This is a genomic window from Pseudoalteromonas sp. GCY (assembly GCF_016695175.1).
In the GTDB taxonomy this organism is placed as follows: Bacteria; Pseudomonadota; Gammaproteobacteria; order Enterobacterales; family Alteromonadaceae; genus Pseudoalteromonas.
The window spans coordinates 3,045,994-3,066,701 of sequence record NZ_CP068023.1; the positions used below are offsets into that span (position 1 = coordinate 3,045,994).

The window sequence follows — 20,708 nt, forward strand, 5'->3', positions numbered from 1 at the left end:
TGTTTAGCTCTTAGTTTAGCTTGTGGATTAAAGGCCTGATTTCAGGCTTGCTTCGATAAATTTGTCTAAATCGCCGTCTAGTACGGCTTGGGTATTGCGATTTTCAATACCTGTACGCAAATCTTTAATACGTGAATCATCTAGCACGTATGACCGGATTTGGCTGCCCCAACCGATGTCAGATTTTGCATCTTCTTGGGCTTGCTTTTCAGCGTTTTGCTTTTGCAGTTCAAGTTCAAACAATTTCGCCTTTAACTGCTTCATCGCTTGGTCTTTGTTCTTGTGCTGCGAACGGTCATTCTGACACTGCACTACCGTATTGGTTGGTAAGTGCGTAATACGTACCGCAGATTCTGTACGGTTAACGTGCTGACCACCCGCGCCCGATGCACGATATACATCGATACGAAGATCTGCAGGATTAATATCGATTTCGATATTGTCATCAATTTCTGGGTAAACGAATACAGAAGCAAACGAAGTATGACGACGGCCGCCTGAATCAAAAGGACTCTTACGTACTAAGCGGTGTACGCCCGTTTCTGTACGAAGCCAACCGTAAGCATATTCGCCCGTGACTTTAACTGTCGCGCCCTTAATACCAGCAACATCGCCGTCTGTCGCTTCAACGATTTCGGCTTTAAAACCTTTCGCCTCAGCCCAGCGCAAGTACATACGCAGCAACATGTTACACCAGTCTTGAGCTTCAGTACCGCCAGAGCCTGACTGTAAGTCGATGTACGCATCGTTGGCATCTTGCTCGCCTGAGAACATACGACGAAACTCTAGTTTTTCCAGCTGCTCAACAAGGCCGTTGACCTCTTGCTCTGCTTCAGTGAAGGTTTCTTCATCTTCGGCTTCTACGGCAAGCTCAACCAAACCTTCTGCATCATCGGCACCAGACACGAGATTGTCGATGGTTTCAACAATCACTTCTAAATTCGATTTTTCTTTGCCCAGTGCTTGGGCTCTTTCCGGCTCATTCCATACAGCGGGATCTTCTAATTCGGCATTAACTTCTTCTAAACGCTCTTGCTTTAGAGCGTAGTCAAAGATACCCCCTAAGAAGCTCTGTACGTTCGCGAATTTCCTTGATTTGGTTAATCACAGGATTCACTTCAAACATTTACCATTACTCCAGAACTAAATTTGTCGGTTTGTGAATTCACACAAACAGGTCTGACAACGGGTCAGACCATAGATTTAAGCGACCAATAGTATCAAATAATAACCGCGCTTAGCATCCCTTAAAGTGAGAATTTTGGGAGTTTTTTAACAAACTTGTACTCACATCTCTATTAATTCGGTTGCGCCTGAAGTTCACGCACAATGAGCTGCAAATTATATTTACCACGAAACTCATTAATATCTAATTGATAGGCGAATAAAGCATGGGTTGCCTGGAGATTTGGCCAAGCCCGAACGTCAACGTTAAATGCTATCGCATCAACCAATCGACCAGAGCGGTGCTTAAGCACAAGTTTTAGATGTTTGTCACCAACAATACGTTGCTGCACCAACTCAAATACATCCTGAAATACCGGCTCACTAAATTGCTGCCCCCACGGACCTGCCTGCTGTAGCTCAAAAGCAAAATCCATGGTAAAGCAATCGCCCGGCAGTTCACCATCCGTCAACAGAATGCTTTGCTTCGCTTCTTCGCTCAGCGTCGCACTGACGTTTTGTTCAAATACCTGTTTAAACCGAGCAAATTCAGACTCTAAAATGGTCAGTCCAGCTGCCATCGCATGACCACCAAACTTTACAATTAATTCTGGATGCTGAGTATTGATTGACTCAAGTAGGTCGCGCATGTGTAGACCTTCAATAGAACGACATGAGCCCTTTATCTCGCCGTTATCGCCTTGTGCAAAAATAATACACGGGCGGTGATATTTTTCTTTCAAGCGTCCCGCTAGAATACCTATCACGCCTTGATGCCAATCATCTTGATACAAACACAAGGCATCTGGTACTTCTTGGCTTTTCAGTACCAAGCGCTCCAATACGGCTTGCGCCTCTTGCTGCATACTTTGCTCAATCTCGCGTCGTTCTATATTTAGACTATCGAGCTCGGACGCAATACGGCGAGCTTGATTAATATCTTTCGATAACAAACAAGCAATACCTAAACTCATATCGTCAAGACGCCCCGCGGCATTGAGTCTTGGCGCTAACGCAAAGCCAAAATCACTGGCACTTAATCTTGCATTATCACGGTTAGAAACCTCGATAAGCGCTTGGATCCCTGGTCGCGTTTGACCACTGCGGATCCGGGCGAGCCCTTGGTGTACCAAAGTGCGATTATTCGCATCCAAAGCCACAACGTCAGCCACAGTTCCTAGGGCAACAATATCTAATAATGTCGCCAAATTTGGCATCGCGACATTTTGCTCCACAAAATAGTTTTGCTCCCGTAAGTAATGTCTCAGCGCTATCAGCAGATAAAAGGCAACCCCAACTCCCGCAATAGATTTCGAAGGAAAGTCGCAGTCAACACGATTTGGATTAACAATCGCATCGGCAATCGGCAACTCATCACCTTGTAAATGGTGATCAGTAACAATCACCTTTATACCCGCTTGTTTCACGATTTCGACACCGCGAATACAGGAAATACCGTTATCTACGGTGATCACCAAATCAGGATTTATGGCGACGATTTGCTCAGCCAATGCTGGGCTTAAGCCGTACCCCAAGCTAAACCTATCCGGCACGAGGTAATCCACACGCTGAAAACCAAACTGAGGTAGACCCTCCATTAATACGGCAGTGCTCGTTGCACCATCGGCGTCAAAGTCGCCAACAATCAACACTTGTTGTTGCAAAGAAAGTGCTTCAGCCAGAATTTGGCTTGCAAGTTCGATGTCTTTAAATAATTTAAAATCGTGTAAGGTTGCGGCGCTATTGTCGAGCTCAACGGCCGATTTAACCCCTCTGGCAGCATAAAGCTGCTTGATCACGGGATGCAGTGAAGCCGGTAAATGGCTGTCATCAACCCGCTCTCTTGGTTTAATTTCTGTATGCATATTTTTTCACAAAACAAAAAAGGCCAAAATGGCCTTTTATATTCTTTATCTTGCTATCTTATCGAGTTCTCAACGCGAACTCCATCGCTAAGCGTGAGTCATTATGACTTAGGGCTATTTGCTTCTAGCATTTGTGCAATAGCTGCTGCAGGTTGATAACCTGGGATCATTGAACCATCTTCAAGAATGATCGCTGGTGTTCCTGAAATGCCAAAACTTTGCCCAAGTTGATAGTGCTCGGCTACTGGCGCTTGGCAGTTTTCAACTGGTTTCACTTCACCACCGGCTTTCGCCTCAGTAAGTGCAGCTGCAGCATCTTTTGCACACCATACGTTTTTCAAATCTTCATAGCCTGAACCACGCAAACCACCACGTGGGAAAGCTAGGTATTTCACGGTAATACCAGCTGCTAAGTAATCTTCTAGTTCACGGTGAAGTTTGCGGCAGTAGCCACAAGTAATGTCTGTAAATACCGTGATTTGATGTTTTTCATTTTCCGCTTTATAGACAATCATTGAGTCTTCGTACTCTGCAATGCCTTTCTTGCGCACATCGCTCAACGCGTCTTCGGTAATATTACGACGGTTATCAAGATCAATCATAGTTCCCTGAATTAGATATTTACCATCAGCACTTGAATACAGTACCCCTTTATCTGTGATCACTGTTTTTAAGCCAGCAAGCGGACTATCTTTGATTTGCTTAACCGTTATACCTAATCCGCTAAATTGCGTCGTAATTGGGTCTACTTGTGCTGTTGGTGTGACAGGACCCTCAACTTGCTCAGCGAAAGCGCCAAAGCTCAATGCCAGTGAAGCGGCAACTATTAGTTTTTTCATTATGTTCTCTCTAAACCTGTTATTTGAGGGGATCACACGCCCCTTTGTGCTACTCACTAAGACCGGAGTAACCATAAATAATTCCCAAGCAACAAAAATTAAGCTCTTGGGTGATGCTGCTGGTGCAATGTTTTTAAACGTTCACTGGCAACATGTGTATAAATTTGAGTCGTCGACAAGTCGCTATGGCCAAGCATCATTTGCACAACTCGCAAGTCAGCGCCATGATTCAATAAATGTGTTGCAAAAGCATGACGTAGCGTATGTGGCGATAACGGCGACTTAACGTCTGCCAAAATAGCATAGTGTTTTATGCGATGCCAAAAAGTTTGTCGCGTCATACCTATACCGCGCTTGGATGGAAAGACAAAATCGGTAGCATGCTTGATCATTAAGCCCCGCCCTTTTTTGAGAAATTGTTCAATCCAATGCAATGCTTCTTCACCCATAGGCACTAAGCGCTCCTTGCCTCCCTTACCACGCACAAGTACAACAGCTTGTCTCATGTTGACTTGCTCCATTCTTAGCCCGACTAACTCAGTCACGCGCAACCCCGTGGCATACAAGAGTTCGAGCATTGCCTTATCTCTCAGTCCCATCGGGTCGTCACAATCAGGAGCATTTAACAAGGCCTCAACTTCTTGCTCTGACAAGGTTTTTGGCAGCGACGGTGTTGTTTTAGGTTGCGCAATAGTATCCAGTGGAGACTGCGCGATTTGTTTTTCTCGCAACCAATATAAATAAAATCTCTTTAATGCACTGATGGCTCGCGCGTTACTCTTTGCTTTTAAGCCCTTGTCTATTCTGTGTGCCAAATAAGCCTCGACGTCCTGGCTTGTGATCGCCAGTAAAGAAGACACCGAGGTTTCTGCTTTTATAAATAAGAGAAACTTTTCAAGGTCGCTGCGATAGGCTGCAATGGTATTTTCACTGAGCCCTTGCTCCAAAAATAGCGCATCTAAAAAGGCTTCTATATATTGCAGATCGGACAGTGTATGGGAAGTTGCTTGGTGTTCGCTCACAGAGTACCTGTATTAATTATTAACGTCATGATGTAGACTTGCCACCTATAATACCAGTCAAATTGAAAGTGATAAATACAATGCAAATTGGGTTATTTTACGGCTCGACAACATGTTACACAGAAATGGCCGCAGAAAAGATTCAAGAAATCATCGGCAAAGACACAATTACCTTATTTAATATTAAGGACGAGCCGCTAAAACAAGCTGAGCAGTTTGACTTTCTCATTTTTGGTATCTCAACATGGGACTTCGGCGAACTTCAGGAAGACTGGGAGTCTCACTGGGACGATATAGACAGCGTTGATCTGAGCAACAAAGTCATAGCGCTATTCGGCATGGGTGACCAACAAGGTTATGGTGAATGGTTTCAAGATGCACTCGGCATGCTACATGAAAAAATTGCCCCTCAAGGCGTCACCTTTTTAGGCTACTGGCCAAATTCAGACGACTATGAATTTGAAGCGTCAAAAGCACTGACCGAAGATAAAAGTCAGTTTGTTGGTCTGGCACTAGATGAAGACAGTCAATACGACAAAAGCGACGAGCGTATCGCAACTTGGATAGAGCAAATAATGACGGAATACGCCGAATTAGATGTTTAGCGCAGTAAGCGTTAGCACTAATCCAAAGTGTTAACGCCCACCCCTAGTATCAGCTGTAAAACTGGCTCAATGCGGCCTCGATTTGTGATAGCTTATACGGTTTATGGATCACATTATCGAAAACTTCATTTTGAGCTTGAGTTAAAAAAATATCAGCGGTTATCGCCAAGATCGGTAACCTTGAATTTTCTTGTTTGATTAAATGTGCAGCCTCTGTACCACTCATACCCGGAAGATTCACATCCATAAAAATGATGTCAAAGTGTTTTTCTTTTGCCACTTCAAAATAGGCTTCAGCAGATTCGAAAATATCATAACTACAACTAAGTTTGTCGAGTATAGCAGTGATCAGTAGTTAATTAAGCGGATTGTCTTCTATTACACCAATCTGATGATAGAAAATGGCGATATGCTCTGTTTTTGGTGGCGAAGCGACTTTGACTCCACTTTCGCTTTTGCACGGAATAATAAACACCACCTCAGTCCCCTCGCCCTCTTGGCTGGAAACGCTGATCCGCCCCCCCATAATATCAATAAGTGCTTTAGTCACACATAGGCTTAATCCAACCCCTAAGTTTCCTCTACCCTCAAACATGCTAAAGCGGTCAAATAGATTACTTTGCTCAAGCGCCGAAAGGCCTTTACCACTGTCTTTTACAATAAACTGTATTTCATTACCAATGACATATGCTCTGAGCACCACTTCTTGCCCAGCCTCGCTGCTCTGAATTGCAGTGTCGAGTAAAGTCTCTATGACGCGCGACACTTTATCCTTATCGAGCATCAAAGCCTCACCTTTATAGCCGCCAGCAATAGAGTGCGTAATAGTAATATCGTGTTGTTTTGCCTCAGTAGCAAAGCGAGCAACTGACTGCTTGAGTAAATCGGATAATGAACAAAGAATGGGTTCAAACTGAACTTTTTCACCTTCAATGAGCTCAAGCTCTAAAACAGAATCAATGACAGTAAGCAGTTTACTCCCTCCTGTTTCTATATTTTGCAGGTAGCTTGTCGTAGATTCAGAAAACCCTTCTGCTTCAGCTGAGTTGAGTACTACATCATTAAAACCAATGATGGCATTAAGTTGGGTGTGTAACTCATGGCTGATATCAGATAAGAAATTGTCTTTGGAATCATTAAGCAGCTTAAGTACGTTTACTTCTCTGCGCAGTTCGAGTTGCCGAATTACCTGACGACCCAAGGTGACAAGTGTTTTTCTTTGCAAATCGGTGAGTTTTTTAGGCTTATCACTGACAGCACAAATAGTGCCTACCTTATAACCACCTGAGCTAATCAGCGGTGCACCGGAATAATGGCGGATTTTCGGACCACCAGTAACCAGTGGATTGTCAAAAAAGCGCTCATCTTCTAGGGCGTCTTGCACCTCAAATACATCTTCTTGCAAAATAGCGTGGGAGCAAAAGGAGATATCTCGATGGGTTTCATCCACCTCCAGCCCCACTTTAGACTTAAACCATTGGCGATTTGTGTCTATCAAGCTAATAAGCGCGATAGGCGTTTCACAGATCTCTGACACAAGCTGCGTAATTTCATCAAGATTTGCTTCGGCAGCTGTATCCAATACCTTATATTCGCGCAGTGCTTTGAGACGATTTTCTTCGTTATTTGGGATCTCGGCCTTTTTCATGAACACCTACACAAGCGAATTAAACCAGCTAAGTACACGTAAATCAGACTGCACTTTTGACACGATGATTCTGACTATTTCTCAGCTAAAGTGTAGAAGATAAATTACGATACGAGCAAAAAATATCCATCACATTTTTAGGTAAAACTCATGACATAAAGAAACAAAATCATTCGTATATTGGTTATCTACATCGTATATCACCAACGACTGATCATGACTTGGTTGTGCTATGTTTTGTTTGGCGAACAGTAGCAATCTGCGAGAGTAAGATTTACTCGGGGTAGTTTTAATCGCACAGCTTGAAACAAGAAACCAATTTCGCGCTTTAGCAAGCTGACAAAAAAGCAAGCTCTCTTGATAGGGTAAAATTACCGCAAGTTGCCCAGCATCCGTCGTAAACTTTTCGAAGGCATCAAGCAACGCATCAAAACTTAGGCTGTCCGTGTGTCTCGCTCTATTTCTCGCTTGATTTTCTCCTTTCAAGCTCGCGTTGAAGTAAGGTGGGTTTGATACCATGAGGTCAAAGCGCAGCTCGCTATCAAACTTTTGTATTGCACAGCGATGCAGCTCAATATCAGGCCACGGGCTATGCTTGATATTAAATTCTGCATCCTTTAACGCATCGTCATCAATCTCAACCGCATGGACTGTGCTCATTGGACTTCGCTGTTTACACATCAATGCGATAAGCCCAGTTCCCGTTCCGACATCAACAATCCGGCTGGCTTCAGCGAGTGGAACCCACGCGCCAAGCAAAATACCATCCGTCGAAACCTTCATTGCCGCATGATGCTGGGTCACCGAAAATTGTTTAAATGCAAACTGAGACATCCTATACCTTTGAGAAAATGCAATAGCAACGTATAATTCCGCTATTGTCCTTTATTTGTGATGCAATATGCAATTTACTGAATTTGATTTAGACAGCAAGCTGATTAGTGCGATTAAAAAAATGGGTTTCGATACTCCCACCAGCATTCAACAGATGGCTATTCCTGAAGCGCTAATTGGCCGAGATATTCTCGCCAGCGCACCAACCGGTACGGGTAAAACCGCTGCATTCTTGATCCCTGCGATTCAGTATTTGCTTGATTTCCCTCGCAAAGAGCCAGGCTTTGCCCGCGTACTTATCATGACGCCAACGCGTGAACTTGCCTATCAAATACACGAGCAATGTGAACTCCTTGCCGCAGGTGTTAATCTTAAAATAGGCGTGGTAACTGGCGGTATTAATTACGGCAGTCACAAAGAAATCTTCGAAAAGAACAATGATATCCTTATCGCAACGCCAGGTCGTTTGATGGAATATCTTGAAACCGAGAACTTCCACGCAGAAAACGTTGAGCTACTGATCTTAGATGAAGCCGACCGCATGCTAGACATGGGCTTTCGAAAAGAAATGCTACGTATTTGCTCTGAAGCGGTTAACCGTCGTCAGTGCTTTTTGTTCTCTGCAACCCTTGAGGGCGAAAGCGTTGAGAAGTTTGCTGAGCGTATATTGCAAGACCCAGCACTACTTGAAGCCACTCCATCACGTAAAGAAAAAGGTAAAATCCATCAGTGGGTTCATCTTGCAGATAACTACGAGCACAAAGTCAATTTGCTCGCACAACTACTAGATGACGAAGAAGTAACCAAAGCGGTTATCTTCGTAAAAACGCGTGAACGCCTAGAAACACTCGTTGGCGAGCTATTTGCTAAAGGCATTAAAACCACTTGGCTGCGTGGTGAAATGCCACAAGACAAACGCATGGCTGCGATGGCAAGTTTTCACAGTGGTAAGACGAATATCTTAGTGGCAACAGATGTTGCAGCCCGTGGTATCGACGTTGCGGATATCAGCCACGTATTTAACTTTGATATGCCGCGCACCGCAGATATTTATGTACACCGCATCGGTCGTACAGGCCGCGCTGGTAAAAAAGGCACCGCGGTTTCTTTGGTTGAAGCCCACGATGTTGAAATTTTAGGGAAGGTTGAGCGTTACACCGACCAAAAACTTAAGCGCCGAGTAATTAAAGGCCTTGAACCTAAACATAAAGAAGCAAAAGCACCGAAGAAGAAAAAAGATCCGGTGAAAATCAAGGCGAAAAAGAAAGCCGCCAAGGTTAAAAAGAAAAAGTAACCCAAAAAACCAGCGTCAGTACGCTGGTTTTTTTATGTTAATTTGGGCAAGAGCTAATCTGGACAAATGCGATTGTTCGATTTTAAAACGCGTTGCCGCCGTTAATTATAATTGGCGCAGAACTTCGGAAGAGCTCTTTATTTCTACCTGAAATAAAGCCAGAAGCAATGACTCTACCATTAAGACTGGATACTGTTATTTTCCCGTGGTAAATTCTAGAGGAACATGCAACATTCCCTTTACCAAATGGAATGTGGTAAGTTGTAGTTGCTCGACCACTTAATACCAGCTCCTGTCCTGTTGTAAGCTCAGATTCCACACCGTTATTAGCTGTTCCTCCATGTATCAAAGGAGTGCCTTTGATTGTGTATAGATCTAATTTTATTGTTGTTTCAACATCGCTTAAATTTGATACTACCAGTGATAGCTCAGTCACATGATTCGCATCACAATACTGATTTCCAGGCACTGAAAACTCGACAGTCCTCTCGTTTGCATAAATACCAGAGCTAAAAAATGCCGATAGTAATAATAATTTTGTGAAATGCTGTTTGATTTTCATAGTGATCCTTTTTGTTGTTAAAAAGTCTAAGACTTTAGTATTTACGCCGATTAAACCTGGGATATTTATCCCCTAATGTATTTACGCACAGTGTCTGAAAGTATTTATAACGCTCGCGTAGCGCGAGTTAGCGAGCGTCCTGATTGATGCGTTTGTTAGCTTGTGCTGCACGAATAAAATCAAGATCACTAGTGATAACTCCAATACCCGATGCGACTACATCAGAGTAGGATTGGGTAATCGATTCATGTCGGGACCAAAGATAAACATCCGAACCATAGCTCTGCAATCTTGATGCGAGGCGCTCAGGATAGCCCCAAAAATACTTTGTCATCGAGGGAGGTATAAAAAGAATGGTGTTCCTACAGGACTCAGGAACTAATCCCGCCCATCCAACTAAAAGATAATCTATTCCGCAACTCTTTACACTACCAACGCTTGCTAACCGTAAAGACGAATCCTTGTTTCGAAACCAATCCATACCTTTTGAAGAGGTAATTACAATATGGTTAGATTTTTTTCCAGCTAGATACTCATATAGAGTTTCGAATGAACGTATGTCGTTACTCTTTAGGTTTAACCAAAACTCATGCTTTGGATACCGTTCGTAAAACGCCTCTAACTTGGAAATCCTAAAACCTTTTCCTCTAAATGGGAAAGTCGCACCATCATCAAACGTATATCCATATCCTGCATCAACACTTTTCAACTGCTCAAACGATGTTTTATGTACCGGCCCAGACCCGTTTGTAGCACAATCTAACGTCCAGTCATGAAAGACAACCAGTTGGTCATCACGAGTTCTATGAACATTTAGATGAATTACGTTAGCTCCGGCTGCAACGGAAGAAGCCACTGCTTCTAGTGTGTTCTCAACAGAATTGATGTTTGACGCTTTTATTGAAAGGGCGGTACAGCCAGTTTTTTTTAATTTTTCATAGTTAACTGCACTTCCGCCTCCTCGATAGGCCACGATCTCGCCATGTCGCTGAAGGTCAGGAACGAACATATAAGCGTTAACAACTCCTAGTGTGATTATGCAAGACAGTGCGATCAAAAACGTCTTAATTATTTTTATAAACATTTATTGCCTGATTCCTTGGTCGATGGTCGATGAAAAGCTAACGCCGCAAATAAACGGCTAAAAATAGTTGGCTAAAATTTGTGAGGCACGAACAAAGTCAACTGTTTTTTGTCCGCACTTTTTAATTTGCCTTGTTAAGTGCGATTATCGCGCTTTGTGCCTTTTTAAAAAATATTAAAGCAACTATAAAGGCACCAGTAAATATATACGTGTATATTGGAGATAAGCTATAAAAGTAAGCCCCAAAACCAATTAAATAGCTTAACAAGGCAACAAATAGAACAAAGTGGTGAATTGATGTTGCTTTGTCGTTGCTTTCATTACTAAAAACTATCATTTCTTTAAGTATGGATAGCGAACCAACAGAAAATGTTAGTGAAACTATAAATGCAATTAGAGAAACCATTTTAGCGTATACGTTTACCTCGTTGAGGCTAGGTATAAAAATCAGTAAAGCAAGTGATGTTGCTGCAATCCCAGCACTTAACCAAGTAAAAAATTCTATACGTGGACTCGAAATCAATTTAGCACCTAACATTTTAGTATTTATGCGGCACGCAAGTTTGTGTTGCATAATCGTTTGTTGGACTGAGCCGTTACCCGCTCGATGTGTCAAAGTTGGTGTTGTTTATGCTATGGCTTACTTAGAAAAAATAGGCTTTTTGGAGGCACTCACTTCCCTAGTTAGTGTAATCATATGTAAGCTTTCCCTGCATTATTACTCAGCGCTTATTATGTATTCATTACACCTAAATTTGCCTTAATAAGCAATTATATTTTTTACGCATATAGAGGCCGCTAGCCTGAGCAATTAAGCAGGTTAACTACTTGATTTTACAAAGCAGCCATAATCAAACATACCCTCCTTGGCTAATATCAAAGCGCATCCATGCGCTTCTCGTTCATTCTTTTGAAACGACGCGATCGAGCGAACCAAGAAAACGTCGCCCCAGCATCACACTCAATCCTCAAACCCTAAGCCGATATAATGCAACCGCCTTGTAAGGCACATCCCTATGCCAGACAAGACTTGACCGACATCCTGTCGGCACATTGCATATCAGCTTATGTTTTTCGGGTGTGATGGAGGGGGGATTGGTTTTGACTGCGAGCTCTAGTTTTTCTCTCAAAGCAGCAAATTTGCCTGCAAGCACCAAACAAAACTATCAGCACCGTTTTCCTCCCTCATCACACCCGAAAGTAAATTGCCAATGAGTCATTTCAACGCATGGATGCGTGAAAAGCTGTGACAGGGCCAAGGATGGCCCTTACACGGCGGTGACGTTCATATTGGCAATTTGCTTGAGGAGTCAGTGTGATGTTGGGAGTGCCCTTTCTTTTGCATACTTTTCTTTGGGCATCAAAGAAAAGTAAGTCGTAGCCCATGGATGGGCGTCGAAACCAGACAGGAGGACAAGCTGACTTTACGATAAATTTCGAGCTATCAGCTATCAGCTGTTAGCAAAATAAACCTCCATGTTTAATATCAAAGCGCATCCATGCGCTTCTCGTTCATTCTTTTGAAACGACGCAAAAGAACGAACCAAGAAAACGTCGCCCCAGCATCACACTCAATCCTCAAACCCTAAGCCGATATAGTGCAACCGCCTTGTAAGGCACATCCCTATGCCAGACAAGACTTGGCCAACATCCTGTCGGCACATTGCATATCAGCTTATGCTTTTCGGGTGTGATAGAGGGGGAATAAGTTGCTTGTGAGATCTTCTACAATTTTTATGATTAAGCTGCTTGCAAGCATTGCAAAAACTATCAGCGCAGCCTCCTACCCCACAGTCTAAATAGTTTTGTGGGAGGCGGTTCACCCGCCGAGAAGTTATGCTCTTCTGGTGTGGTTAAGGGGATTAGTTTTGACTGCGAGTTCTAGTTTTTCTCTCAAAGCAGCAAATTTTCCTGCAATCACCAAAAAACTTTTCAGCACAGTATGTCTCCCTCATCACACCACTACAACGAATCAAATACCGGCTCTATCGCAACTAGACTGAAGTTATCCAAATCCAAGCGATGCTGTATTCCTAACGGCAAAATCCACTGCGGATCGGTATGGCCAAAGTCAAGCCGAGTTATTACGGGTAAACTGTCACAGCCAAACTCATCACGTACAACCGATAAAATCACCTCATCAAGCGCAGCCATCTCGCGCTCGCTGTAATCCCGAGCACGGCCAATCATTAAGCCGGATAGTTTCTCAAACACGCCCATTACGCCATAGTTACGTAACCAAAAGCGAATATAGTCTTGACTGGGTTTATCTTCAGAGGTTTCTAAAAATAGCAATTTGTCTTGCCAAAATGACGGCGATGGCCAGTATTCAGTGCCTTTTAGCATCTCCATCACTTCAAAACAGCCGCCAAATAGCCGCCCTTCCACTTGCCCTGTACCTTGCAGTACTTTAGGACCATTTGTCGCAATAGCGGGATGCAGCTTACCGACGTTTTCTGGTATTGCCCAATCCGGATATCCATGAGAATAAGCTTTGAATATTGGATAATGGACTTCACCTAGCAGCGCCTGAACTAAATAGGCTTGATACTCAGCACTAGCGTTGTGGTACTGGGAGAAACCGGCCATGACCGATGGGCCGTTAAAGGTGACTAATCCCCATTGGCTTAGCAGTGTGGTGAGCGTGGAAAAGTCAGAATAGCCCATCATAAACTTAGGGTTATTCAAGATAACGGATTTATCTAAATAAGGTAGGATCCGCGCGGAATCTGAACCACCAATAGAAGAAATTATCCCGGCTATATTAGGATCGGCAAAGGCATCATTGATATCTTTTGCACGTAATTGTGGCTGTGAAAAGAGCACATCTGCGGCCGTTCGAGCCGACGACATTTCAACAATATTAAAACCAAGCGAACGCAGGTTTGCTAAGCCTTGCTCAAAAATATGGGGAAATGTACCTGGGCCACCCCAGCTAGGTGATACAATCGCAAGGGTATCACCTCGGTTTAGTTTTTTAGGCTTGCGTAATTGCACCGTCTATCTTGCCTTAATGGAATATTCATCAGCAACTAGATATATCCCATTAAGACAACAGAATCAAATACTTATTCGAACCTTTCAACGCAAAACGGAGCCAAATCAACAGAGGTAGGTTTGCCTGTCATGAGTTCAGTAATAAGCGTGCCGGTAATGGCCGACATTAAAATCCCCGTCCTAAAGTGCCCACACGCATTAATGTAACCTTCCACGCCATCAACGGGGCCCAAAATTGGCAGCTCATCCGGTGTACCGGGTCTAAGCCCTGCCCAACAACGTTTAATACTCGACTCTTTAAGAATGGGTAGACACTTCATAGCACCTTGTGACAACTCAGTGATTTTATCTAGACTATTGGTGGTATCGAAGCCTTTTTCCTCCGTTGAAGAGCCAATTAAAATCTCGCCGTTGTCCTTTTGTGCAATGTAGCAATCACTGGTACTGATACAACCATTTAATACTTTAGGCATGCGCTCAGACAGCACTATTTGACCCTTAACCGGGTAAACTGGCATGTGTTTACCTGTAGCCTGATAGTAAATGTCATCCGCCCAGGCACCAGCGGCATTAATTAAGGTATCACAATGTAGGCTTTGCTCTTGCGTCCTCACACCTATCACCTTATTCCCTTCACGCAGTACCTCTAGCACTTCGGTATTCAGAAATAATTCAACACCATTTTGGCGTGCCCCTTCGGTATACGCATCAACTAATCGGTATGGGTTTACCTGATGGTCACAAATAAAATCTATTGCACCAATCGCATCTGGAGTGATGTAAGGTTCCTCTGCACGTAATTGCTGTTGGTCTAACCATCGGATCTGCGAAGACAAATTAGGGATCCCAGACACTATGCTATCTGCATATATTTCATCATCGCGATTGTACATAATGAATTTAAGACCGGTACGTTCAAACTTAAAGTCGACATCGTGTCTGGTCAGCATTTCTTCATGCAGTGCTGGATATAACTCGTTTGACTTGAGCGCAAGTTCAAAAAAGCATTCTGGTAATTGATGCGGCCGCAATGTTTCTGCAGCTTCGGTATCGCCTTCGCTTTGGAGCTTAGACAAGGTTTTGAAGAAGATCACACCACAGCCAAGACCAACCGACTCACCAATTGCCCATAATCCACCCGCAGAGGCACGAGACGCGTTACCCGGCTTTTTTAAATCCACTAACGCGATTTTTAGGTTGGTATCGCGGCTTAAAAAATAGGCACAGGCAGCACCAATTACACCGCCACCTGCGATAATGACATCATACTGCTTCATGGTTTTTCTCCAGTAAAGTAAATGGAATTGGGTCAAGTGGGAATCTTGGCCTTATCACGCCCAATGTATCTAAGTGCCCTGCCGCGTGCAGTCGGTCTAGTGCATAGCTAGAGCACATTTTCCCTTGGCAGTCTCCCATGCCAATACGGGTTCTCATTTTCACGCTAGATAAATCTTTTGCACCTTGTTGCAATGCTAAATCGAGTTGCTGGCGCTTTACTTGTTCGCAGCGACACACCACAGTATCTGGCTGGGTTAACGCTAGCAGCCCCTCTCGTCGCGCCGAGAAACGGTCAAATCCTGCTCTAAACTTCTGTGCTTGCTTACGCTTAGTCTTGAGCTTGCGCATTCGCGTGTGGAAGGCCGTTTCGCTTAAACAGGCTTGCTCATAGGCAAGCATGGTTGCGGCCATTTTTCCTTCAATGATAGCCGCTTCTGCGCCTAGCAAACCATTGGTATCACCACAGACAAAAATTGAATTTAAGCTGCTGCGTAAATTGTCATCTAATAAAGGCACATAACCATTCGTGGTGGTGTACTGATGAGAAACCCCAAGTAGCATGGCAAGCTGGGTGCGGGCAACAAAACCATAGCCGACTCCTAGACTATCCACGGCTAAATGCTGTGCTTTTGACAAGTCCGCATGCCAATGCTCATCGTAAGGCGCTACGGTAACACTGGAGAGTTTTTCTTGGCCTTCTGCTTTCACAATGCCATAGCCATACTTGAATGGAATATTATGCTTTTTGAGATACGCCAACATACTCAATCCCGAAAGCGTAAGCTTAGGTTTATTAAGCAGCGCCACAGTCTCTTTCGCCAGTTCACTAAAGCGACTCGCTTCATATACGCCAACCACTTGTGCACCAGATTTATGTAACTGGCAAGCAACCAGTGGCAATAATGGTCCAGTTCCGACTAAAGCCACTTTTTTCCCAGGGCGAACTAACCCACTTTTAAGCTGAAGTTGCATCCCGCCCATTAACATCACACCAGGTAACTGCCACCCTTCAAATGGCACACTGCGCTCATGACAACCAGTTGCCAGAACCAACTTGGTGTAATCTATTTGTGTTAACTGATTTTGTGTTTGCAACAGCAAACCGTTTTCGCCTTCAGGCCCAAGCACTTTGGTTTGTAGTTGTAGCGTTATATCTTGTTTATGATGTTCGTAGCGTACCTTTAGTGCAGCCATCGCTCGTTTAAGATTTTCATCTAAATGAGGAAGCTTGCTCGCTTGTCGAAGTGGCCCGCGATAGATCACCCCACCAATTTTTGGTGCTTCATCAACTAAGGTGCTAGTAATGCCATATTTAGCCAGCTCAGCTGCACAGCTAACGCCTGCAGGTCCTGCACCAACAATAACTATTTTTTCTTTTTGACAACTAGGCATCACACTATACTCCAACCTGCTTGAAACGATTTTGTTTAGTTTCAACCTGCATATTAGGTTGTACTAAGGTTTGGCAAGCCTTTTGTTTATGTTGTTTGTTTATTGTTATCTGACAACAATGACAAACGCCCATACCACAATAAGCACCGGATACGGCCTCTCGATCGCTTTCCATGATTTGCTTGTAGTTCGCCGCAAGCAATACAGACAACACGGTTTCACCATCGCATGCGTTAACCGCAATGTCGTCGATTTGAATTTGGAACTGTAACCCCTCAGGGTCTGTAATATCTTGCGTTCTGGATAGTTCAGACATGAAAAAATGCTCCTTCAATAAAGTCGCACAAAGCCTACTATCCAAATATTAAAAATAAACACTTTATTTACTTTATTTACTTTAATTTGATCCAAATTAACTTTTAAGCACTCTCGCGCTAATTCTGTTCGATTCGGTGCAAATACTGCACTCACCTCACTAAAACAGTGCAATGTGAACATATTTACAGACCAACAAAAACCACATCTTATTGATATTAAATAATTTTAATTTCTGGCACAGTTTTTCCTTATCAACTAACACGACAAAGAAAGGAGCGTAATTATGTACACTTTATATCAAACGATGTACTTACTTTGGCATTTGGATGTGAGTATCTGGCCTGTGCACGATACAGCAACAAACCCAGTAGATGTAAAGGAGAAGGCACAATGACACTTGGCAAACTAGACACAGCAGTACATGCAGTAATGAACGATATGCTCACCCCATCACAAGCTGCAAAAGCCTATCATGTGCCACAACGAGCACTTTACGAAGCACTGCGACGCTCCCAAGAGAAACAGCAAACTCGATGGCAAAAATTAATGCATGAAAAGGCAAGGCTTGAGCAAAGTCTGGCACGGATAAATAAGGAACTGCATGAACAATTTGTCTAATAGCGCTATGCAGCTTCGCATTATTCAGGCGCCTAGCTTGAAATACAATCGCTTAGATTGTCAGCTTTGGGTAAAACAACTCAGCGCAATGACGCAAGCCTGTATTAACCTAGGCGCTTCTATCGGTTTTTTGCCCTCTTCCTCAAGCAGAGCAATACAAAACTACTGGTGGCAAGTATTCGATGCTGTGATCAAGTCGCAAAAGACGCTTATTATCGCTGAACTTAATGGGGTAATGGCAGGTTGTGTGCAACTCTCTCCAGCAACAAAAGATAATGCTCAGCACCGGGCAGAAGTGGAAAAGCTATTAGTGCATCCAAACAGCCGACGAAAAGGCGTGGCAACAAAGCTGATGCAAGCCATAGAGCAAGAATCTACACGGCAGCAGATATCGTTACTCGTCCTTGATACACAATCGGATTCGGACGCAGAAATCCTATATCAGAGTTTGGGCTTTAAAGTCGCAGGGCAAATCCCTCATTTTGTCAGTGATGCGCGCGGTGACTTCCATGCCACCACATACTATTACAAATTGCTTGCACCGACCTTGCGCAATCGTATTGAGCGCGCAGCTCAAGCGCGTTATGTCAATGAATATTAGCAAAATAGTCTAATCAAGCGACTCGCTACGACTTTCATTCAGGCGATAAAAAAACAACTTACCGATGTGCTGCGGTGTAGTTACAGCCTCTAAGATTGGAGCAGCGCCTTGTGGTATGCTCATCACATTGGGATTATTGATAGTAAGACCATCGCGCAGCTTAGTATCTATTGCCCCGGGACACAGTACCGTTATTTTGTAGCCATCTTTGTGAAGACCTTTAGATAAGGTCACCACGCCGGCTTTCGCCGCACAATAAGACGTCCAATCTTTGTAACTGTTAAATGCCGCCGTCGACGCCACATTGACCAAATGTACCGCTTTGTTTGCTTTAATTGCAGCACGAGAGATTAAATAAGTACCAATTAGGTTTACTTCGATGTCACGGATCCAAAGATTTGGGTCAGAGTCTGCCACTAAACTTGAGTAAAGCGTTCCTGCCGCATTGATTACACAGTCATAAGATTTGTCGTCAACAAAACGCTCAACTTCAGCTGGTTTAGAGACATCAAGCTGCGCGCGCGATGGTGCTTCCACTTCGTGTCCTAAGCGCTTCAATTCATCGCTTAAATAAACGGCAAGACCACCCTGTCCGCCCGTTATTAACACTTTCATTTCTGTGGCTCTGGGATCGGATGATTGTCGCTTTGCTCAATCAGCTTTTTATACTGATCGTAGATTTTTTGCTTTAAGTTACTAGAGCTAACCCCAGCACCATAAGGAAAGTAAAATACCTGAACTCCAAGCTCTTTCAGATAATCATATTTTCCCTTCCAATCATCGCCAATCACGAACACATCAATATTTAGATTTTTCACCGTTTCACGATGATCTAAAGTACGTTGTGGAATAGCAAGATCTGGGTCTCTTAACCCTTCGATGATCGCCAAACGCTCTTCAAATGGCACTGCCGGTGGCTTTTTATAAGAACAAACAAGTTCATCGGTGCTCACACCAACGATCAACGTGTCTCCTAAACCTCGGCCATAACTAATCATTTTTAAATGATTACTGTGAAATAAATCAAATGTTCCTGAGACATAAACAATTTTATTTTTCATAAATTGCTATTTCCCTCCAGCTAAATCAATAAAAGTTCCTGTAACAAAGCTTGCTTCATTACTCAAAAGCCAAGCGATGGCATTAGCAACCTCAATTGCGGTTCCACCTCGCTTCAGCGGTAAAAAATCGGCTAGACGATCAACTCGGTTTGGTTCGCCACCGTCGCCGTGGATATCGGTATAAATACAGCCCGGTCTCACGCAGTTCACGCGGATCTGCTCAGCGGCTAATTCCAGAGATAAACCTTTAGTGAAGCTGTCTATTGCACCTTTTGCAGCCGCGTAGTCAACATACTCATTAGCCCCACCTAAATAAGAAGCTGCCGACGATACATTCACTATTGCGCACTGAGCTGGATTGGCACTCAAACGCATGTGTTTAATTGCTTCGCGAGCACAAATAAAATACGGCGTAACATTATTAGTAAGCATATTGTTGATTCGCGCTGCAGTCATGTGTTCAACTCGAGTCTGCACGTTCAGCACGCCCGCGTTGTTAACCAAATGCGTAACTATGCCAATATCGGTCTTTATCTTGTCAAACATTGCCTCTACAGATTTTTCATCTGTGACATCTGCTTGTAACAAATGCGCTTTACCATTATTACTTAGGATGGTATCAGCAACCGTTTCTGCGGCTTGCACATTCTGCTTGTAATTTATAACAACAGTAAATCCTTGTTGTCCCAGCAGTTGAGCCGTTGCCGCACCAATCCCACGGCTCGCACCGGTGATAAGTACCACTTTTTGCATCTATTATTCCTTAAATTGGGCCAACAATTACTGATAGTTCAGCACTTCAACACCCATGTCTTCTTTGACGTGTTCTATCACCATATAGGTATGATTTGTACCAACTCCAGGTATTTCAACAATTTGACCTAATACCTCACGATATTGACGCATATCCTGGACTCGGATCTTAACTAAATAATCAAAGCCACCAGCTACCATATCACAAGAAACGACGTTGGGGATTTTTACAATATGCTGTTTAAACACCTCAAATACCGCTTCGGTCGAGCTTTTTAAGGTGATTTCCACATGCGCAACCAAATGCTGGCCAAGTTTTGCGGCATTTAATCTTGCCGTATACCCTTCGATATACCCCTCCGACTCGAGTTTTTTTACTCGGTCGAGACAAGGACTCGGACTCAAGTTTACCTCTTTCGCCAAGTTTACATTAGAGATCCGACCATTGCGCTGGAGCGCGTCTAAGATTGCTAAATCGATGCGATCTAATACCCGAGTTTTAATGGAAGTCGTCATATCAGCATAAAATTTTGTGAGGGTTTGAGATTACCCGCAAATTTACCGTATTCCTTGAAAATAAAACAGCATATTCTGCTGTCTTTTCGATAGAATGCCCGCGAAATTAACGATAAAGGGCAAAGCGGCTTATTTCAGTCTTTAACGCGGCTTTGTTCGAACATTTAAATTATGCATTCTGGCTAAAATTTGAACCCCCAAATGGGTGTGTTATGGTTAGCAATGTGACTGCATCATTTTGTCGTAATTGAGGCTTC

Annotated in this window: 22 protein-coding genes; 4 read left to right on the forward strand and 18 right to left on the reverse strand. The window is 43.5% G+C overall.

The features are described 5' to 3' along the window. Nucleotides 1-27: 27 nt before the first annotated feature. From prfB to xerD, 4 genes are all read right to left on the reverse strand, one after another. Nucleotides 28-1,126 (reverse strand): peptide chain release factor 2 gene (gene prfB / locus JJQ94_RS19010; protein ID WP_099030198.1). Its coding sequence is split into 2 segments (ribosomal slippage): nt 28-1,050 and nt 1,052-1,126, totalling 1,098 coding nucleotides; the frame shifts between segments, so codons are not numbered across the junction. Between the two features lie 172 nt (nt 1,127-1,298). After that, nucleotides 1,299-3,029 carry a single-stranded-DNA-specific exonuclease RecJ gene (gene recJ, locus JJQ94_RS19015; protein WP_099030197.1) on the reverse strand — a complete coding sequence of 577 codons (1,731 nt, stop codon included), beginning with the start codon at nt 3,027-3,029 and terminating at the stop codon, nt 1,299-1,301. A 101-nt stretch (nt 3,030-3,130) separates the two neighbouring features. Further along, nucleotides 3,131-3,868 carry a bifunctional protein-disulfide isomerase/oxidoreductase DsbC gene (gene dsbC, locus JJQ94_RS19020; RefSeq protein WP_099030196.1) on the reverse strand — a complete coding sequence of 246 codons (738 nt, stop codon included), beginning with the start codon at nt 3,866-3,868 and terminating at the stop codon, nt 3,131-3,133. A 98-nt stretch (nt 3,869-3,966) separates the two neighbouring features. After that, a complete protein-coding gene (gene xerD, locus JJQ94_RS19025) occupies nt 3,967-4,890 on the reverse strand; it encodes a site-specific tyrosine recombinase XerD (RefSeq protein ID WP_099030195.1) in 924 nt (307 codons plus the stop codon). A gap of 80 nt (nt 4,891-4,970) precedes the next feature. Here xerD and fldB point away from each other — a divergent pair, with 80 nt between their 5' ends. Beyond that, the gene (fldB, locus tag JJQ94_RS19030; protein ID WP_010375981.1) at nt 4,971-5,495 is read left to right on the forward strand and encodes a flavodoxin FldB; all 525 of its coding nucleotides are present in this window, start codon (nt 4,971-4,973) and stop codon (nt 5,493-5,495) included. A 49-nt stretch (nt 5,496-5,544) separates the two neighbouring features. Here fldB and JJQ94_RS24245 read toward each other — a convergent pair whose 3' ends face one another. From JJQ94_RS24245 to JJQ94_RS19040, 3 genes are all read right to left on the reverse strand, one after another. Beyond that, nucleotides 5,545-5,847: a response regulator gene (locus JJQ94_RS24245; RefSeq protein ID WP_330873194.1), complete on the reverse strand. Its 303-nt coding sequence runs from the start codon at nt 5,845-5,847 to the stop codon at nt 5,545-5,547. Nucleotides 5,848-5,850: 3 nt separating this feature from the next. Continuing rightward, nucleotides 5,851-7,143, reverse strand: coding sequence for a GAF domain-containing sensor histidine kinase (locus tag JJQ94_RS19035; protein ID WP_236596521.1), 1,293 nt, complete (start codon nt 7,141-7,143; stop codon nt 5,851-5,853). 129 nt (nt 7,144-7,272) lie between these two features. Continuing rightward, nucleotides 7,273-7,977: a tRNA1(Val) (adenine(37)-N6)-methyltransferase gene (locus JJQ94_RS19040; protein WP_099030194.1), complete on the reverse strand. Its 705-nt coding sequence runs from the start codon at nt 7,975-7,977 to the stop codon at nt 7,273-7,275. A 67-nt stretch (nt 7,978-8,044) separates the two neighbouring features. On the opposite strand from JJQ94_RS19040, the gene srmB reads away from it, so the two are divergent. Next, entirely contained in the window at nt 8,045-9,271 is a 1,227-nt protein-coding gene (gene srmB / locus JJQ94_RS19045) for an ATP-dependent RNA helicase SrmB (RefSeq protein ID WP_010606189.1), read from the forward strand. Between the two features lie 82 nt (nt 9,272-9,353). Here srmB and JJQ94_RS19050 read toward each other — a convergent pair whose 3' ends face one another. From JJQ94_RS19050 to JJQ94_RS19080, 7 genes are all read right to left on the reverse strand, one after another. Next, the gene (locus JJQ94_RS19050; protein WP_099030193.1) at nt 9,354-9,833 is read right to left on the reverse strand and encodes a hypothetical protein; all 480 of its coding nucleotides are present in this window, start codon (nt 9,831-9,833) and stop codon (nt 9,354-9,356) included. 127 nt (nt 9,834-9,960) lie between these two features. After that, nucleotides 9,961-10,917 carry a glycerophosphodiester phosphodiesterase family protein gene (locus tag JJQ94_RS19055; protein ID WP_099030192.1) on the reverse strand — a complete coding sequence of 319 codons (957 nt, stop codon included), beginning with the start codon at nt 10,915-10,917 and terminating at the stop codon, nt 9,961-9,963. Nucleotides 10,918-11,038: 121 nt separating this feature from the next. After that, nucleotides 11,039-11,491 (reverse strand): hypothetical protein, encoded by a 453-nt coding sequence (locus JJQ94_RS19060; protein WP_099030191.1) that lies wholly within the window; start codon nt 11,489-11,491, stop codon nt 11,039-11,041. A gap of 1,388 nt (nt 11,492-12,879) precedes the next feature. Beyond that, complete coding sequence (locus JJQ94_RS19065) at nt 12,880-13,914, reverse strand: S66 family peptidase (RefSeq protein WP_099030190.1); 1,035 nt, start codon at nt 13,912-13,914, stop codon at nt 12,880-12,882. Nucleotides 13,915-13,985: 71 nt separating this feature from the next. After that, nucleotides 13,986-15,191 (reverse strand): NAD(P)/FAD-dependent oxidoreductase, encoded by a 1,206-nt coding sequence (locus tag JJQ94_RS19070; protein ID WP_099030189.1) that lies wholly within the window; start codon nt 15,189-15,191, stop codon nt 13,986-13,988. After that, nucleotides 15,178-16,584 (reverse strand): FAD/NAD(P)-dependent oxidoreductase, encoded by a 1,407-nt coding sequence (locus JJQ94_RS19075; RefSeq protein WP_099030204.1) that lies wholly within the window; start codon nt 16,582-16,584, stop codon nt 15,178-15,180. The genes JJQ94_RS19070 and JJQ94_RS19075 overlap by 14 nt, the downstream gene beginning before the upstream one ends. Nucleotides 16,585-16,588: 4 nt before the next feature. After that, nucleotides 16,589-16,900: a 2Fe-2S iron-sulfur cluster-binding protein gene (locus JJQ94_RS19080; protein ID WP_099030188.1), complete on the reverse strand. Its 312-nt coding sequence runs from the start codon at nt 16,898-16,900 to the stop codon at nt 16,589-16,591. Nucleotides 16,901-17,292: 392 nt separating this feature from the next. On the opposite strand from JJQ94_RS19080, the gene JJQ94_RS19085 reads away from it, so the two are divergent. Together JJQ94_RS19085 and JJQ94_RS19090 are read left to right on the forward strand one after the other, a co-directional pair. Further along, nucleotides 17,293-17,520 (forward strand): helix-turn-helix domain-containing protein, encoded by a 228-nt coding sequence (locus tag JJQ94_RS19085; protein WP_045990715.1) that lies wholly within the window; start codon nt 17,293-17,295, stop codon nt 17,518-17,520. Then, nucleotides 17,504-18,121, forward strand: a complete 618-nt coding sequence (locus JJQ94_RS19090) for a GNAT family N-acetyltransferase (RefSeq protein ID WP_099030187.1) — start codon at nt 17,504-17,506, stop codon at nt 18,119-18,121. The genes JJQ94_RS19085 and JJQ94_RS19090 overlap by 17 nt, the downstream gene beginning before the upstream one ends. A gap of 9 nt (nt 18,122-18,130) precedes the next feature. Here the strand turns inward: JJQ94_RS19090 and JJQ94_RS19095 are convergent, their stop codons facing one another. From JJQ94_RS19095 to JJQ94_RS19110, 4 genes are read right to left on the reverse strand one after another with little or no spacing between them, the layout of a single operon-like run. After that, nucleotides 18,131-18,736: an SDR family NAD(P)-dependent oxidoreductase gene (locus tag JJQ94_RS19095; protein ID WP_099030186.1), complete on the reverse strand. Its 606-nt coding sequence runs from the start codon at nt 18,734-18,736 to the stop codon at nt 18,131-18,133. After that, nucleotides 18,733-19,182 carry an adenylyltransferase/cytidyltransferase family protein gene (locus JJQ94_RS19100; RefSeq protein ID WP_010371961.1) on the reverse strand — a complete coding sequence of 150 codons (450 nt, stop codon included), beginning with the start codon at nt 19,180-19,182 and terminating at the stop codon, nt 18,733-18,735. The genes JJQ94_RS19095 and JJQ94_RS19100 overlap by 4 nt, the downstream gene beginning before the upstream one ends. Before the next feature lie 6 nt (nt 19,183-19,188). Continuing rightward, complete coding sequence (locus JJQ94_RS19105; protein ID WP_069018979.1) at nt 19,189-19,935, reverse strand: SDR family oxidoreductase; 747 nt, start codon at nt 19,933-19,935, stop codon at nt 19,189-19,191. 27 nt (nt 19,936-19,962) lie between these two features. Beyond that, complete coding sequence (locus tag JJQ94_RS19110) at nt 19,963-20,451, reverse strand: winged helix-turn-helix transcriptional regulator (RefSeq protein WP_010371968.1); 489 nt, start codon at nt 20,449-20,451, stop codon at nt 19,963-19,965. Between the last annotated feature and the right edge of the window lie 257 nt (nt 20,452-20,708).

Excerpts from the sequence above, each read along its gene's own strand:
- recJ (WP_099030197.1), bottom strand. The coding sequence starts at position 3,029 with ATGCATACAGAAATTAAACCAAGAGAGCGGGTTGATGACAGCCATTTA.
- dsbC (WP_099030196.1), bottom strand. The coding sequence starts at position 3,868 with ATGAAAAAACTAATAGTTGCCGCTTCACTGGCATTGAGCTTTGGCGCT.
- fldB (WP_010375981.1), top strand. The coding sequence starts at position 4,971 with ATGCAAATTGGGTTATTTTACGGCTCGACAACATGTTACACAGAAATG.
- JJQ94_RS19035 (WP_236596521.1), bottom strand. The coding sequence starts at position 7,143 with ATGAAAAAGGCCGAGATCCCAAATAACGAAGAAAATCGTCTCAAAGCA.
- JJQ94_RS19040 (WP_099030194.1), bottom strand. The coding sequence starts at position 7,977 with ATGTCTCAGTTTGCATTTAAACAATTTTCGGTGACCCAGCATCATGCG.
- srmB (WP_010606189.1), top strand. The coding sequence starts at position 8,045 with ATGCAATTTACTGAATTTGATTTAGACAGCAAGCTGATTAGTGCGATT.
- JJQ94_RS19050 (WP_099030193.1), bottom strand. The coding sequence starts at position 9,833 with ATGAAAATCAAACAGCATTTCACAAAATTATTATTACTATCGGCATTT.
- JJQ94_RS19055 (WP_099030192.1), bottom strand. The coding sequence starts at position 10,917 with ATGTTTATAAAAATAATTAAGACGTTTTTGATCGCACTGTCTTGCATA.
- JJQ94_RS19060 (WP_099030191.1), bottom strand. The coding sequence starts at position 11,491 with ATGCAACACAAACTTGCGTGCCGCATAAATACTAAAATGTTAGGTGCT.
- JJQ94_RS19070 (WP_099030189.1), bottom strand. The coding sequence starts at position 15,191 with ATGAAGCAGTATGATGTCATTATCGCAGGTGGCGGTGTAATTGGTGCT.
- JJQ94_RS19075 (WP_099030204.1), bottom strand. The coding sequence starts at position 16,584 with ATGCCTAGTTGTCAAAAAGAAAAAATAGTTATTGTTGGTGCAGGACCT.
- JJQ94_RS19080 (WP_099030188.1), bottom strand. The coding sequence starts at position 16,900 with ATGTCTGAACTATCCAGAACGCAAGATATTACAGACCCTGAGGGGTTA.
- JJQ94_RS19085 (WP_045990715.1), top strand. The coding sequence starts at position 17,293 with ATGACACTTGGCAAACTAGACACAGCAGTACATGCAGTAATGAACGAT.
- JJQ94_RS19090 (WP_099030187.1), top strand. The coding sequence starts at position 17,504 with ATGAACAATTTGTCTAATAGCGCTATGCAGCTTCGCATTATTCAGGCG.
- JJQ94_RS19095 (WP_099030186.1), bottom strand. The coding sequence starts at position 18,736 with ATGAAAGTGTTAATAACGGGCGGACAGGGTGGTCTTGCCGTTTATTTA.
- JJQ94_RS19100 (WP_010371961.1), bottom strand. The coding sequence starts at position 19,182 with ATGAAAAATAAAATTGTTTATGTCTCAGGAACATTTGATTTATTTCAC.
- JJQ94_RS19105 (WP_069018979.1), bottom strand. The coding sequence starts at position 19,935 with ATGCAAAAAGTGGTACTTATCACCGGTGCGAGCCGTGGGATTGGTGCG.
- JJQ94_RS19110 (WP_010371968.1), bottom strand. The coding sequence starts at position 20,451 with ATGACGACTTCCATTAAAACTCGGGTATTAGATCGCATCGATTTAGCA.